Source organism: Actinoplanes sp. NBC_00393, from assembly GCF_036053395.1.
GTDB lineage: Bacteria > Actinomycetota > Actinomycetes > Mycobacteriales > Micromonosporaceae > Actinoplanes.
The window spans coordinates 9,424,264-9,438,649 of sequence record NZ_CP107942.1 but is presented as its reverse complement, the minus strand read 5'-3'; the positions used below and the strand labels follow the sequence as shown (position 1 = coordinate 9,438,649).

Annotated in this window: 16 protein-coding genes; all 16 read right to left on the bottom strand. The window is 69.9% G+C overall.

Going from position 1 to position 14,386, the window contains the following annotated elements:
- Positions 1 to 2,100, bottom strand: a complete 2,100-nt coding sequence (locus OHA21_RS43850) for a hypothetical protein (RefSeq protein WP_328465542.1) — start codon at positions 2,098 to 2,100, stop codon at positions 1 to 3.
- A 146-nt stretch (positions 2,101 to 2,246) separates the two neighbouring features.
- Entirely contained in the window at positions 2,247 to 2,663 is a 417-nt protein-coding gene (locus OHA21_RS43845) for a hypothetical protein (RefSeq protein ID WP_328465541.1), read from the bottom strand.
- Between the two features lie 8 nt (positions 2,664 to 2,671).
- Positions 2,672 to 3,169 carry a hypothetical protein gene (locus OHA21_RS43840; RefSeq protein ID WP_328465539.1) on the bottom strand — a complete coding sequence of 166 codons (498 nt, stop codon included), beginning with the start codon at positions 3,167 to 3,169 and terminating at the stop codon, positions 2,672 to 2,674.
- Positions 3,166 to 3,576 carry a phage tail tube protein gene (locus OHA21_RS43835; protein WP_328465536.1) on the bottom strand — a complete coding sequence of 137 codons (411 nt, stop codon included), beginning with the start codon at positions 3,574 to 3,576 and terminating at the stop codon, positions 3,166 to 3,168. The genes OHA21_RS43840 and OHA21_RS43835 overlap by 4 nt, the downstream gene beginning before the upstream one ends.
- Positions 3,577 to 3,666: 90 nt before the next feature.
- Positions 3,667 to 4,404 carry a hypothetical protein gene (locus tag OHA21_RS43830; RefSeq protein ID WP_328465534.1) on the bottom strand — a complete coding sequence of 246 codons (738 nt, stop codon included), beginning with the start codon at positions 4,402 to 4,404 and terminating at the stop codon, positions 3,667 to 3,669.
- 1 nt (position 4,405) lies between these two features.
- Positions 4,406 to 4,837: a hypothetical protein gene (locus OHA21_RS43825; RefSeq protein ID WP_328465532.1), complete on the bottom strand. Its 432-nt coding sequence runs from the start codon at positions 4,835 to 4,837 to the stop codon at positions 4,406 to 4,408.
- A gap of 10 nt (positions 4,838 to 4,847) precedes the next feature.
- Positions 4,848 to 7,664 carry a head-tail connector protein gene (locus OHA21_RS43820; RefSeq protein WP_328465530.1) on the bottom strand — a complete coding sequence of 939 codons (2,817 nt, stop codon included), beginning with the start codon at positions 7,662 to 7,664 and terminating at the stop codon, positions 4,848 to 4,850.
- Between the two features lie 16 nt (positions 7,665 to 7,680).
- Complete coding sequence (locus OHA21_RS43815; RefSeq protein ID WP_328465528.1) at positions 7,681 to 7,914, bottom strand: hypothetical protein; 234 nt, start codon at positions 7,912 to 7,914, stop codon at positions 7,681 to 7,683.
- Positions 7,914 to 8,258 carry a hypothetical protein gene (locus OHA21_RS43810; protein ID WP_328465526.1) on the bottom strand — a complete coding sequence of 115 codons (345 nt, stop codon included), beginning with the start codon at positions 8,256 to 8,258 and terminating at the stop codon, positions 7,914 to 7,916. The genes OHA21_RS43815 and OHA21_RS43810 overlap by 1 nt, the downstream gene beginning before the upstream one ends.
- Positions 8,259 to 8,323: 65 nt before the next feature.
- Complete coding sequence (locus OHA21_RS43805; RefSeq protein WP_328465524.1) at positions 8,324 to 9,856, bottom strand: hypothetical protein; 1,533 nt, start codon at positions 9,854 to 9,856, stop codon at positions 8,324 to 8,326.
- The gene (locus tag OHA21_RS43800) at positions 9,856 to 10,518 is read right to left on the bottom strand and encodes an HK97 family phage prohead protease (protein WP_328465522.1); all 663 of its coding nucleotides are present in this window, start codon (positions 10,516 to 10,518) and stop codon (positions 9,856 to 9,858) included. The genes OHA21_RS43805 and OHA21_RS43800 overlap by 1 nt, the downstream gene beginning before the upstream one ends.
- The gene (locus OHA21_RS43795) at positions 10,518 to 11,945 is read right to left on the bottom strand and encodes a phage portal protein (protein ID WP_328465520.1); all 1,428 of its coding nucleotides are present in this window, start codon (positions 11,943 to 11,945) and stop codon (positions 10,518 to 10,520) included. Before OHA21_RS43795 ends, OHA21_RS43800 begins: the two co-directional genes overlap by 1 nt.
- The gene (locus OHA21_RS43790; protein WP_328465518.1) at positions 11,945 to 12,163 is read right to left on the bottom strand and encodes a hypothetical protein; all 219 of its coding nucleotides are present in this window, start codon (positions 12,161 to 12,163) and stop codon (positions 11,945 to 11,947) included. The genes OHA21_RS43795 and OHA21_RS43790 overlap by 1 nt, the downstream gene beginning before the upstream one ends.
- 10 nt (positions 12,164 to 12,173) lie before the next feature.
- Positions 12,174 to 13,655: a hypothetical protein gene (locus tag OHA21_RS43785; RefSeq protein ID WP_328465517.1), complete on the bottom strand. Its 1,482-nt coding sequence runs from the start codon at positions 13,653 to 13,655 to the stop codon at positions 12,174 to 12,176.
- Positions 13,656 to 13,785: 130 nt separating this feature from the next.
- The gene (locus OHA21_RS43780) at positions 13,786 to 14,130 is read right to left on the bottom strand and encodes an HNH endonuclease (protein WP_328465515.1); all 345 of its coding nucleotides are present in this window, start codon (positions 14,128 to 14,130) and stop codon (positions 13,786 to 13,788) included.
- A complete protein-coding gene (locus tag OHA21_RS43775; RefSeq protein ID WP_328465513.1) occupies positions 14,127 to 14,375 on the bottom strand; it encodes a hypothetical protein in 249 nt (82 codons plus the stop codon). Before OHA21_RS43775 ends, OHA21_RS43780 begins: the two co-directional genes overlap by 4 nt.
- Positions 14,376 to 14,386 lie beyond the last annotated feature (11 nt).

Below are 14,386 nucleotides of genomic sequence, written 5' to 3'. Positions count from 1 at the left end.
TCACACCGCCTTAATGCCGAGGTGCTGCCGCATGGTCGACTGCATCGAGCTGGAGTTGCGCAACAGCTTGAGGAACATCCGGGCGAACTCCTGGTCGGCGCCGCGCAGGTCGATCTCCAGGGCCATCTTGGCGGCGCCACGAGCACCGGTCAGTGGGGTGACCTGAGCGCCGCGGGACAGCGACACCAGCTCGGGGCCGCGCTCGCCGACGACTGCCGTGCCGGACCGCTGGATGTTGCCGCCCTTGGCCAGGTACGGAATGTTCGGCGTCCCCAGGGTGACGCTCGGAATCGAGACGCCGGCAAAAGACCCGCCGCCGATGGTGAACTGCAGCCGGTTCCAGCCCGCGATGATCCGGTTGGCCACCGACTTGAAGCCGGTCCACAGCCCGTTGAACATGCTGCTCAGCTTGTTGCTGACCTTGCCAGGCAGCCCGGTGATCCACGTGTAGAACTGGGCGACCTTCGTCTTGATCCAGTTCCAGGCGTTACCGGCGTTCGTCTTGATCGAGCCCCAGATGCTGTTCCACCGGTCCCGGATCCAGCCCGGCACCGACTTGATCCAGCCCCAGAACGCGCTCGTCTTCGCCTTGATCCAGTCCCACGCCGCACCAGCCACCCGCTTGATCCAGCCCCAGGCCGCGTTCCAGATCTTGGAGAACCAGTCCGTTTTGGTGGCGATCAGCACGATGATCGCGATCAACGCGATGATCCCGACCACGATCCACGTAATCGGCGACGCCCACATGGCCAGGTTCAGCACCCACTGGACCGCCGCCCACGCCTTCGTCGCGGCCGAGATCAGCAGCTGCTTGGCATAGAAGGCGGCGATCTGGGCGCTGGCCCGGGCGAAGTTGGCGGCGATGATCGCCGCGTTCCAGACACCCTGGGCCGCGGCGGACGCCAGCGTGGCCACCTTGAGTGCCGCCTGCTTCGCGACGAACGCTGCGATCTGCGCCGTGGCCCGGGTGAAGTTCGCGGCGAGCTGCGCCGCGTTCCACACCGCCTGCGCCGCCGCAGCACCCTTCGTCGCGATGCCCACCGCGGTGACGACCGCCCGGTAGCCCTTCAGCGCCACCGAGTAGGCGATCCACGTGGCGACCAGCGCGGTGAGCACCGGCGGCGGGATCGCCGCGATGATCGCGCCCAGCGCCTTCGCCACCGCCAGCGACACCGGTGCCAGCGGCGTGACCGCCTGGGCGATGTGCCCGATCGACGTCGCCAGCGATCCGAGCGTCGACACCACGCCTGGGCCCTGGGTGGACACGTAGCCCATGAACCGCTCGAAGCCGCCACCCTGCGACCAGGTCGCGGCCTTGTCGGTGATCTTCACCAGCCAGTCGAGCATCCCCTGCCCGGCCGGCACCGTCGCACGAGCGGCTGCGCCGATCGTGGTGAACACGTTCCGGCCGATCGCCGCGAACTTGTCGAGCGCCGGACCACCCTGGCTGACGAGGAAGTTGATGAACCGGTCGATGCCGCCGCCGTTCGCGGCCTGGCCGAGCCAGCCGACGAACCGGGCCGCGGCCGCCGAGCCCAGATCGAACAGCGGCTGCAGCTTCGGGATGATCGTGGTCAGGCTGTTGAAACCGCTGGTCATCGTGGCGTAGACCTGCGGCTTGTTCTTGTTGACGAAGTCCTGCCACGACATCTTCATGCCGTCGTAGGACTGCGTGACCCGGCGCAGCGCGGGCGGCATCAGGTTGTAGCGGGCGGTCAGCTCATTGACCGCCTTGGCCCGGGACAGCTCCAGCCGACCGGCCATACTTTCGTCGCCCTGCTCCTTGGCGACCTTGATCTGCTCGTTGAGCAGGGTGATCTTGTCGGTGAGGTCGGCCGTCTTGTCGCTGGCCTCCTTGACCTCGCCGAACGCCGAGCCGAACACGGCGCCGTAGACGCCTACGGCTGCGCCGGCACTCGTCACCGCCGCACCGAAGCCGACGATCCCCGCGGTCGCCGCGGCGACGGTCGGGAGCAGCGCCGGGCCGAGCGCGGCGACGATGCCGGACGACCCGTCCAGGGCCGCCTTGCGGATCTTCCCGAAGACCCGTGACGCCCGGTCCCTCGCGAGGACGTTAAAGACCACAGAGGTGTCGCTCATGGCCACCTCCCGCGGTGTTCAGTTGTCGGCTGGCTTGTTGAGTTCGTCGGCCTGGGCGCACAGTTCCAGGGCCATCTCGTAGTCGAGGTGGCCGTGTTCCCAGGGGCGGATCCCGAAGTGGTGGGCGAGCAGCGCTGCCCGGGACCTCAGTCGCTGCTCGATGTCGCTTTTCCCTCGGGCTCGATCACCGTGCGGAACTCCGCCGCGGCGATCTCGCCGTCGAGCGACGCGAGGGCCATCTCCCGGTCGGCCTGCGGCATGCCCGACTTGGCCACGCTGTCGCGGATGCCGCGCAGCTCGTCGATGCTGTACTCGATCGTCAGCTCGTCGGCGCAGAAGTCCGGCGCGTCTTCCAGGCGCAGCGTCGGGTGGTCGCGGCGCTGCAGGTGCCAGAGCAGCACCTGCCGGGCCCGGGCGCTGCCCTGCTGCACCTCCTGGGCGAACTGCTCCCAGGTCTTGCCGTAGACCTTTTCGACCAGCGCGGCTTCCGAGATCTTGACGCGTCCGGGGATCCACTCCCAGGACTGCGGTTCCGAGCCTTCGGGCTTGAACGTGACCAGCATGAGGGGGGTCAGACCTTTCTTGTGATCTTCCGGGCGATGCGATCCATCGCCTCGAGGACAGCGCGCCGATAGCGAGGCTTCCCGCGGCGCATCGGGTCGTCGAACCAGCCGGGATTGCCCGTCTGGGTCACCCAGTTGTTGGTGTTGCCGTGCACCGGGTGACGCCAGCCCTTGCGCCGGTTCGTGCGCCGGGCGGCCATCGCGAAGTCGCGCGGCATGTTCTTCTTGCCGACCCGCACCCGGGCGCCGACGTACCGGCCGGACAGCTTCGCCTGGGCGCGCACGCGGCGGGCGATCGTGGCCCGCAGCGGCGGGCCGTCGGACGGCAACGTGCCGGCCGACGGCATCGCCTTGATCCCGGCCCGGGCTTCCTTCGCGGCGGGCGCGAGCGCGAGCCGGATTTCCTTGGCGAGCTCGCGGCGGAGCTCCTTGCCGTTCTCCTGCTCGCCGAGCGCCTTCGCAATGAGCCGCAGCTGCTGGTTCTCGGTGACCAGGAGGCCGATCATGCTGTCGCGCGGGTGAGTGCGCCGGAGCCGGGGTAGGACACGTCCATCTCGGCGACGTCGCCGACCGAACCCGCGATCGGCGCGTGCTCCTTGATCAGCACGCTGCCGGTGTACTTCGGGTTACCAGTACCAACCACGGCGTTGCTCAGCCGCACCTCGAACGTGGTGATCGTGGCGAACAGCGCCCACAGCTGCGAGTCCAGCTGGGAGGCGGCGACGTCCTGCTTCCAGGTCACGCCGAGCTCGAACGACTTGAGGCCGGCGAGCCGCTCGTTCCAGCCGCCGCTGGCGAAGGTGGTGACGTCCTGGTCCTCGACCTCGGCCTTCAGCTCGATCTTGGACGCGAAGGCGGACAGGTCGACGGAGTTGATCGAGATGAAGCTGGCGAGCAGCACGCTCTTGGCCATGGCGGTTCTCCTTGGGGCACGCCAAAGAGCCCGCCGCGGGGACGACGGGCTCGGTGGGGATGGGTTGGGGACGGGCGGGGCCCTGAGGGGTTAGGCGATGCCCATGGAGACGGTGAACAGGAACGACGGCGTCGTGCCCGAGATGGTCCAGGCGACCCGGAACCAGTCGTCGGTGATCGGCCCCGGGATCCGCAGCCACTGCCCACCGATCGCGTTCGCCGCAGCAAACGAGCCGGCCGTGACCGCGCTGGGGAAGCCGGTCGCGTTGTCGGACTCGACCCGGGCGGTGAGGCTCGGCGTGGTGCCGGCCACCGAGTGGACGTGCAGGCCGACGTAGAGCGCCTTGTCCGCCGGGACGGCGCCGAGCTGGATCGAGGTTCCGGTGCCCGACGCGGTTCGGGCGGTGCCCGGCGGGTGCCCGATCACCCCGCGGACCAGCGGGCTGTTGCCCTTGCCGGAAGCTTTCCAGGGGGCGACCTCGCCGACCTCGCCGCCCAGCTCGTAGCTGCCGCCCAGCGAATTGAACAGGTACGCCAGGCTGCCGACCGCCGCGCCGGCCGGACACGCCGTCCAGGGCGTCGACGAGCCGAGCTGGCCGAAGCTGACGTCGTCGACCTTGCCGAGGTCACCGGCTTCCCACTGGCCCTCGCCGTCAGCCTCGACGCTGCGCAGCCCAGCCAGCAGCTCGGTCCACACGTCGCCGGTCGGCACGAAAGCGGTCGACTCCTTGCCCTCGACCTCCGGCTTCACCTCGAGCTGGTTGTTCACCGTGGTGAGGTCGGCGCCGGCCACGAACAAGCGCACGTTCTGCAGCACGAACTTGGCCACGTCAGTCTCCGATCACGCGCACAGTGATGTCGGCGCCGTAGTAGGTCGAGTCCTGGCCGGCGTACGCAAGCATTCGGTAGCCGTCGATCCGCTCGATCGACAGGTCGTCGGCCGCCCCGTCGAGGGCGAGCTCACCCGGCGCGCCGCGGGCGTCGAGCAGCGCCTCACGAACCGAGTACGTGCCGGACTTCGCGAGGAGCTTGTCGAGCAGCTCCTGCCCGGCCTCGTCGTCGGCCGTCGAGGTGAGCACCGAGCAGGTGACGTCGTAGGTCTCCATCCCGCGGAACGTCTCGTGCGGGTTGATGGAGACCTCGCCGATGGTGAACGCCGGGACGGTCGGCGCGTGCGGCGAGTACGAGTAGCACTCCAGCTGCGGAATGCTTTTCGCGCGTACGGCGGCCGCGAGCGCCTTCTTTACCACGGAGGGTTCCACCAGGGCCTCCTCATGCGGTCATCAGGATGTACGGGGCGACGAGCGCCTCAACATCGGGATCGAACCGGGACACCCGGATCACGCCCCAGTCGGCGGACCCGAGGACGCCCTGCGGGGAGTCCTTGCGCCGGTAGAGCCGGGCGGCGAGCAGCGCGGCGGCCTGGGCGACACCGTCCGGCACGGTCGGCCAACCCCAGCGGGCGGTGATCCGCACCTTGGTGTTGTCCGTGAGCCAGCCGGCCGCGTACACGACCTCGGTCCACGGCCGGCCGCGGAGGTCGGCGTTGTCCGGGCCCGGTTCGAAGCCGGTGACCGACGACCAGGTGCCGGAGAAGCCGACCTTCGTCTCGACGGTCAGGCCGGTGGCGTCGCCGATGTCGTCGACCCGGATGGACTGGGCGTCTCCGTCGAGCCAGGACCGGTCTCGCGCAGGGAACGTGCGCGCGGTCGCGGTGGCCTCGAGGTAGAACGCTCGGCCGCACCGTTCGTCGATCATCCGTGACGCCGCGGCGATCGCAGCCTCGATCAGGTCGTCGCGGTCGTCGGCGGTGGTCTTGCCGAGCATCGCCTTGACCGTCGCTAGGTCGGTGTACACCGGCGTCGCCTCCGGGTCCGGATCGACGGGGTCGGGCAGGCCGTACGTGGACAACGCGACCGCGGTCGGCAGCACCAGGCCACTCGGGAACGGGTACGCCGGTGGCACCGAACCCAAGTCGGCGAGCAGGTTGGTCAGGGCCTGCTGAAGCGGCGTGCTGACGAGCACGCCACCGGGGTGCCGGTCGTGGGTCTCGTCGAGGCCCCAGGCGTACTGGACGGTGCCGAAGCCGAACACCGCGGCGCCGGTGACCGTGCTCCGGTAGGCGGTGATCGCGTGCGTGTAGGTGCCGTCGAGCGTGTAGATGTTGCCGTTGTCGTCGGCCAGCATGTCGGTGACCGCGTAGCTGACCTGCGACAGCCGGATCAGCCCGTCCGGCCGCTCGGTCGCCGAGGTGTCGGCCGGCTCGTCCGCCTCGAAGCCGACAATGCCGACCGGGCTGCTCCAGGTCTGCGAGCCGGTGAGCGCGGCCACCGCGGTGGACCGCCACAGCGGCGAGCTCGCGTGCGCCGACGTCGCGCCGAGCGCGTATGCGGAGATCCCGTTCAAGCGGAACCGCTGCCCATTGAGTAGCGCGGGCGGCCGGCGGTCGGAGTTCATCGACCGGGTGTCCTGCCAGGTGCCCGAGTAGAGGCCCGACGAGTTGAGCGCGCCGTCGTGGGTGTCTTTCCAGCACGCATAGGTCCTGCGGCTGGAGTCCCAGCGGATGCGCCAGAACGCCTCGTTGCCGCTGAGGTAGATCGCGTGCGAGGACTGGGTGGCGTGGTCGCGGGCGCCGGTGAAAGCGTCGTGCATGCCGGCCGACCAGTATTCGTCGTGCCCGCTGGAGATCACGACATCGCGACCGAGGAGCAGCGTCGGGTCGGCGTCGACCATGGCGCAGCTCAGGTAATCCAGGTCGTAGCCCAACCTTTCGAGCCACCTGATCAGCGGGTACTCGGCGTTCCAGAACGACGTCTGCGGCAGGTGCTCCCGCGTAACGAGCGGCCGGTCGTACGACACGGCCTTCGCGCGCGTCCCCTGGTCGAAGACGAAGCTCGCCGCGGTGCCGGTGCCGTAAATGCTGCGCCCGGCCAGGATGTCGTCCGGGTCGGTGCCGGCATGGTTGTACGCGTACCAGGTCGAGTCGCTGAGCTTGATCGCGATGGCGGCCTTGCGGCTCGGGTTGGTCACCACGAACGGCCCAATGTGCGACGCCAGAGCCGCATTGTCGGTGCGGGCGATCTTCATGATGTAGACGCCCGCGGGCGCGTCGCTCGGCACCGACCAGGTGCCGTTCACGCTCCAGTTCGCGCAGGACGCCATCAGCGTCGTGCCGTCGACCGTGCCATCCGGCTGCGTCGTCTGCGGCCCAGAGATCGTATCGATCAGGCGGGCACCCGCTCCGCCGTAGTAGCCGACGCGGTAGATCGAGCCGGTCCAGCTGGACGACGGCGAGTGCACCTTGACCGACAGCGTCCCGCCCCGGGCGAAAGACGTGTCGGTCGCGAAGCCCTGGATCGTCGTCGAACCGGCCCCGTCCACGTCCCACGTGCTCGACGCGGTGCCCGTCAGCCGGTTCTCCGCCTCCACCGCGGTCTCCGCGGCCGGCGGCGGCTCACCGCCACCCTCGCCCGGCGCGAGGATCAGCACGGCGGCCTGGCACACCGCGCCTTCCGGCAGCCCGGACACGGAGATCGGGTAGTTGCCTGCGGTCGCCGCGGCCTGCGACGCGACCGCCAGGCGCACGGCTTCGAACCCGTGGCCAGCCGCGGTCAGAACGTCCTCGCCGGTGGCACCGGACCACACCGGGGTCCAGGCGGAGCCGGGGTCGACCTGCGACACTGCCACGTAGATCCGGCAGCCGTCCTCCGGCACCACGATGTCGCCGAAGTCGAGGCCGCCGCCGACCGCGACCGCGTGCTGGTAGCCGGCCGGAGTGCCGACCAGCTCGCCCACGTCGTCACGCGACTCGACCCAGGCCGCCATCGTGCGCGGCGCGGTCGAGGTGGCCGGGTCCCGGTCCCACAGGATCGACGTCTCACCGCCCGCGGCGACCTTGCTGGCCATGCTGAGCTCGCCAGTCCCGAGCGGGTCGATGTGCTCGTCCCAGTCGCCCGGAACCGCAATGGTGGCCGGCGCCGCGGCGATCGCGACCAGGCCATGCCCGGCAACCGCCGCACTGGTGAACGTCGCCTGGTGCTGGGCTGCCGCGGCGCTGGCCGAATAGGTCGTCTTCCAGTCGCGCGCCACGACAGCCCTCCTCTGTTCAGTTGCTTCGGTTCGCTCCGCCGCGGTGCTGGCGGTCCTTGCTGGCCGACCTCTGCCGCGCCGCCCCCTCAGCCGGCGCAGCAGAGGTCGGAGACATGCAGCCGGGCGAGTCGCGGTTCACCCAGTCCGCGTCGGCCTGCTCCAGGTCGACGACGTCCCCGGGCTTCCAGGGGCCGAGCTGTTGGCCATCGCGGCTGGCCTTGTAGGCGTGGTTGACGGTGAACTTGGCCATCAGGACTGCGCCCCGACCAGCCCGTACCAGCTGGTGCCGTCGCACCAGAGCAGCGCCGCCTCCGCCTGGGTGGGCGTGAGGATCGTGGCGCCGGCTGAGGTCCGGACAGTGATGATCTCGGCGGCGTCGGCCGTGTTCGAGATCATCAGGTAGGCGCCGGCGCAGTTGGCGGCCGCGGGCAGGTCGACGTTCCGGGCTGCGCCACCCGGATCGAAGGCGAAGCCCTGGAAGCGGTTGATCTCGGCGAGGGTGATGACCCGGGTGCCGGTCAGGGTTTCGTTGGGCTTGACGGAGAACCGGTTGGCCGTGCCCCTCGGCCAGGTAGCGATGCGCTCGCGTGGCATCAGCAGGTCCTTTCACAGGTGACGGCGGCCAGCACGAGGCCGGCCGCCGTCAGGAGCGGATGAGGTCAGGCGATCGTCTGGTTGTAGAGCACCGCGGCCGCCTCGATGCCGCCCGCGGCACCGGTCGGCGTGAACCGGCCGAAGCCGAGCCGCAGGCTGTAGACGACGCGCCACTGGTCCGAACCGGGCAGCCGCTCGGTCTCGACCTGGACGCGCCGGCGCCAGCCGACCTTGAAGCCGCGCCGGTTGAACGCGGTGGTCTGGCCGAGGGTGTTGTTGGCTGCGGTGTTGGACACCTTGCCGTCGGCCTCGGTCGTCGGCTGCGCGATCGACGCGATGTGCGGGTGCCGGCCGATCTTCGACACCTCGCCGGTGAGGATCGTCGCGTTCGACCCGTACTTGTCGACGGTGAGGACCTCGTCGAGCGTCGCGATCTTGTCGGCGGTCGCCGGGTCGGAGACGAAGACGAGGTCGTTCGGGTCGGTGGGGTGGCCCCAGTCGACCAGCCGGGACGAGTCGATCATCCGGCCGCGCAGGCCGATCAGCGCGTCCCACGTCGGCGCGCCGGCCAGGCTGACGCCGTTCGCGGTGTTGTCGACCAGGGCGGCGTGCCGGATGCCGTCGAACGCCAGGTAGTGCTTGGTGTCCGCCGGGTCGGCGTCGTCCAGGTTGATGTTGCCGGTCGCGGCGTTCGTGGTGTCGCCGTTGAGCACCAGCGAGTCGGCGTAGTGCGCGACGGACAGCGCGGCCTGGCGGCGCAGGAACGGCACGTACGGGATGATCGAGTCTTCGCTCATCTCGCCGGACCACATCTGGTGGATCACGAACTTCTTCGCGTCGACCTGGACCCGCTGCGAGCCGGTCTTGCTGGTGGCGTAGTTCGGCGAGTTGTTCAGCGTCGACTCGGTGACGAACAGCATCTCCGGGATGTCGACCTCGACCGGCAGGTACGCCGTCGGGTGCTGCATCTCGAAGCTGTCGATCAGCGGGAAGATCTTGCCGAGGTCCCGCGGGGCGTTCCACAGCTCGCCGACGTACTGGGCGCCGACCAGCTGCGAACCGAAGCCGCTCTCAGCGGTGTCCATCGCGCGGATGGCCTGCTGGTAGGCGGCGGTCAGCTCGTACTTGCCCTGCCGAGCGAGCTTGCGGTCGGCCTCGGTGAACTCCCGCAGCGGGATCCGCGGGAACAGGTCGTCGAGCGCCCGCTGGTCCATCTCGCGGACCTTCTCGGCCGGCAGGTACCGGGCCTCGGAGATCGCCTCGAAGGTGCGGGTGAGCTCCTCGGACGGGCCCGGGTGGATCCCGCGGGAGGTCGGCATGCCGCGCAGCGAGCTCTGGACGTCGTAGAGGAACTCGACGTCGGCGACGGACAGGCCCCAGCGGGCGTACTTGGTGCCGACGAGCTGGGTCTCGGCCGGGCCCTGGCCGAAGCGCAGCTTGCGCACGAACTCCGGGTCCTCGGACAGGCCGTTGACGATGCCGGTCACCAGCTCGGTGAGCTTGGTGTCGGAGGTGCGCTCGGACACCTCGGTGCCGATCGCGTCGAGGCGCTGCCGGACCTCCTGGCCCAGCTGCTCCATGGTGAGCTGCTCGCTCATCAGTTCTCCTTGGGTGCGAAGGCCGCGAGCAGCGAGCGCGCAGCGTCCTGGTTGATCTCCGGCGCCGTCGGCGCCGGGTCGTCGGGGATGGGCCGGATCTCGGGATCCGACAGGATCATTGGGCCGCGGCCCGAGCGAAGCGCGCCCTCAATGCGGCGCAGGAGATCGGCCACCTCGTCGTCGTCGATCTGACGACCGGAGGTGACCAGCGCGTTCGCGTCCATCGGCACCGGCACCACGGAAAGCTCGGTGAGCTCCCACTTGGTGGCCACGCCGCCGCGCCAGTAGTTGTCCTCCGCGGACTCCCACTGGGTCACGTCGAAGCCGATGCTCACGGCGTTGATGAAGCCGCCGCGCATCTTCCGCTCGACCAGGCGAGCGAACTCGTCCTCCTGGTCGAACTCGAGGTCGCCGGAAAGCCGGGTGCCCTCGATCGTCAGCGAGCCGGGATCGACCCGGCCGATCGGTAGGTTCGTTCGGCCCCAGTACGAGTGTCCGTAGCCGAGCACCGGGTTCCCGCGGAACCGGCCCAGGTCGGCGCCGGCCATCCGCAGGTCGATCTTGTCGGCCATCCGGCCCTCGCTGGCCATGACGACGCGCAGCGGCGAGTCGTCGGTCAGCACGGACCGGTCCACGAAGCCGAGGGCGCGGTGGAACGTCATCAGAGCCTCACTCCGTTGATCGGTCGCAGCTCGGCGAGGAGCCTCCGCGCTGCCAGGTGGTCGAGGGCGAGGGCCTTCTCGCCGGTGATCTGCGGCGCCGGGCTGGCCGGGTTGACCTCGTCGTCCGGCAGGTTCGCCGGGTCAACCGGGTCGACGGCCGGCTCCTCCTTCTCGGGGAGCTGCAGCAGCCCGGTCTCCTTGTCGAACGGCGCCTTGTTGACCGGCAGCCAGGGCTTGTCGCCCCACGCCACCGGCGGGTAGCCCTTGCCCTTGCGCCACTCGTTGATCGTGATCGCGCCGCGGTCTAGGGCTTGCGCCTCTCGCGTCCAGCTCTCCGTGGCGCTCTCCTGGAGCGCGGAGACCTGCGTGAAGTCGTACTCGCAGTGATCCGGGCCGTCCGGGAACCGGGTCAGGTACTGCTCCCGGATCTCCGCCGCCCGGAATTCCGCATCGGAGATCAGCGTGTTGTCCCACGCCATCCGTTCGAGGTCGCGGGCGTTGGCGAGGGTGGCGTTCTCGAGGTCGTTGAGCATCGGCGACGGGATGCCGTACGCCCGGCACACCTGCCGGAAGCTCAGGTTCATGCCCTGCACGAACTCGGCGTCCCGGTTGGTGATCGCCATCTGCTTGAACTGCGCCTCGTAACGCAGCACCGCCCACCGGTGCGCCTTGTCGGCGCCGGACAGCCGCCGCTCGAGCGCCCGCTCCAGGTCCTCGGCCTGCTCGGTCGAGAAGGTGACCTTGTCGGCCGGCGGGACGACGATGCCGGCGATCTGCATGCCCCGCTTGAACAGCGCCTCGTTGCTCTTCGTCATCGCCGAGCTCGTGTCGGCGGCGAGCCGGGCCGCGGCGAGCGGCGACAACGGCGAGAACTCGTCGATCGGGTTCGGGTAGCGCTGCCACACGATCTCGTGCGGCTCGAACTTGATGATCTCGCCGGACACCGAATGGTAGGCGTACTGCTGGATGTAGCCGGTCTCGTGCGGCACCGGCCGGACCCGGGACGGCTTCAGCCACCAGATCTCGCCCGGCTGGCCGCGCCGCGACGGCGGTTCGAGCGCCCAGTAGGTCTCGCCCCACAGGCCCATGCAGAACTCGTCCATGCGGGTCAGCCGCTCGGCAGTCCAGAACGGGTTCACCCGCTGGTACTGGGCGACGGCCCGGTGGGTGGTGTCCTCGCGCTTGTCGGCGCCGGAGCCGTAGAAGAACCGCAGCCGCAACTTCGACATCATCCGGGCCCGCAGCGCGACCACGCTGTAGACGTCGTTGCTGGTGGCCGCGTAGTCGCCGTAGTCGTCCGGCGAGAACTGGCTGTCATCGTGGCCGAAGGCGTAGTCAGGTGCGATCAGCTCGCCCTTGCCGACCGGCCACGCCCGCTCCGGTCGGACGCCGCGGCGGCGGTCCTGGATTCGCTCGAGCAGCCCCATCAGCCGGCGCCCTCACGCTTCGGCCCGGCCGCGGCCCAGCCCTCCATGCCCGCAGCCCACACCCAGGCCGCGGCCCAGCCGGCCGCCCGCACGACCAGCCGGGCCGCGTAGAACACCACGAACGGCAGGACCATCAGCGCGACCAGCCAGACACGCTTCCAGTCCACGGTCGCCGCCCGGGCGTTGATCCGGTCCACCGCCAGCGTCAGCGTCGTCACCGCCGCCTCCTCACGCCATCAGGGAGCCGACCAGCTCCTGCGTCTTCGGTTTGGCGTTGACCCGCGTCACGTACGCCCACCGCGCCAACGTCGCCGACACCAGCGGCGAGATATCCACGTCCGACTGCTTCCGGCCCCACGCCACCGCATCCGCCAGCGGCCGCGTGTTCGCGTTTAGCACCGCCGACGTCAGCTCCACCCCGCCGACGTGCCGGAACTTCTGCTGCCGGGCCGCGTCGATGAACTGGCCGGTCGCCTGCGCGACCTCCTGCACCGACGGGACCGCCAGGTCCCCGACCTCCGGGTGCTCCGGATCATCCGGCGTGGTGATGCCGGCCAGCTTCAGCTCCTCGAGCAGCGCCCCAGCGCCGCCCTTGGCGTCGAGGCCGATCGCAACCGGCTTCAAGGCCTCGACCAGAGCGGCCAGCTTCGCCACCACCCAGTCGACGCCCTCGCCGTAGGTGACCGTCTGCACGTGGCCCAGGCCGTCGGCGCGGACGCCGTACATCGCGATCGAGGCGTGCGTACGCATCGGCGTCACGTCCACCGCAAGCGCGACCGGCCCGTGCCGACGCGAGTCCTTGTCGGCGATCTGCGACCACACCCGCGGGTCGATCACCCCGCCCGCCTTACGCGCCGGCGGCTTCCACGCGCCCAGCCGCTCCTGCGGGTACTTCACACCCAGACCGGACGGCCGGTACTCGTCCTCGACCGTGTCCTGGGTGATCCGCACACCGAGCGCCGGATTCGACTGGTAGGCCAGCTCGATGTCGACGGCCTTGGCGTAGGTGCCCGGCGCGTCGGCCGGCAGCGCAACACCCCAGTCAAGGTGCATCAGCCGCTTCGCACCGGACTCGCCGTCCTCCTTAAGCCCGTACACCCAGGCGGCCGGATCGTCCGGCGGGGTGCCGAAGAACCACATCTGCCACCACGGCATCGCCGACACGGTCGGGCCAATCGCGGCCATCTCGTCGTCGTCCAGCTCCTGGGCCTCGTCGAGCACCACCTTCGGCGCCGAGAACCCACGAACCGCGGACCGCGACCGGGTCACGTACTGCATCACCCGGCCGTCGTAGAGCTCGATCTCGCGCTCGCCGTTCGTCTGCCGGAAGCTCTTGACCCGCTCCAAGAACTCCGGGGTCCGCCGGATCAGCCGCTCCATCCGCACATACGCCCGCTGCGACGTCCGGTGCTGGTGCGCCGAGTGGATGATCAGCTCGTCGGTGTCCCACAGGAACAGCCAGGCCAGCTCGAGGGCCTCGATGATGCCGCCCTTGCCGTTCTGGCGTGGCACCCACACCGAGGCGCGCTTCGCGGTCCACTCGCCGGCCGTGTCCTTGCCCAGCCCGCCGGTGAGCACGTACCGCTGCCACTCGTCGAGCACCAGGCCGGTCTTGGCGGCGTTGTCGATGACCTGCGGCGCCATCGTGACGTCGTACGGCGGGATCGAAGCGATCCGCGGCGTCTGCGAGCCCAGGCGGACGGCCACCATCGACCTCCCCTCGAGTCACCGACGGCCACCAGCGCCGGGGACGGCCCGGGCAGGCGGGGAGAGAAAAGGGAGGGGGTGCGCGGGGTCTCCAGATGTCCGTTTTTCCCTCTTTCCGGACCCCCTACCCTCGTCACAGTGTGTGAGGGTCGATGTCGAGGATGACGCGTGGTTCTGTGTGCGTGTGGCCTCGGCGTTTGGCTGCGCCGATGCGTGCGCCGTGCCTGCTGTTGCAGCCGTAGTGGGCGATGGCCACGTTGTCTCTGCTGAGGCGTGCGCCGCCCTGTTCGATGGCGATGATGTGGTCGACGCTGCGTGCGTGAGGGCGCTGGTGTGCGGGTAGGTAGCGGCTGAAGACCAGGCTCTTGTCCACTGGCTTGCCGCAGCGCAGGCAGTGCGTCTCGTGGGGGTCGGCGTAGACCTGGGCGCAGAGCACTCTCCAGGAGCGGCCTTTGCGGCCGGCCCAGCGGGCGGTCATGGCCGGTGGGGCGGGGTCCAGCCGAGGTGTACGAGGAAGGCCTCGAAGTCGGAGTTCAGCCGTACGAAGGCCTCGCCGTCGTACTCGGACACCCCGCGGGGGAAGACCTGGAGGTCGAGGGTGGTGTGCTGGCCGACTTCGGCGTAGAGGGCGAATCCGCGGACCATGTTGGCGATCTGGTGGCCGTCGATGTCGATGGTGCCCTGGGTGCCGGTGGCGTTGCCGGTGATCCGGACGTGGCTCACGGTTCGGCCTC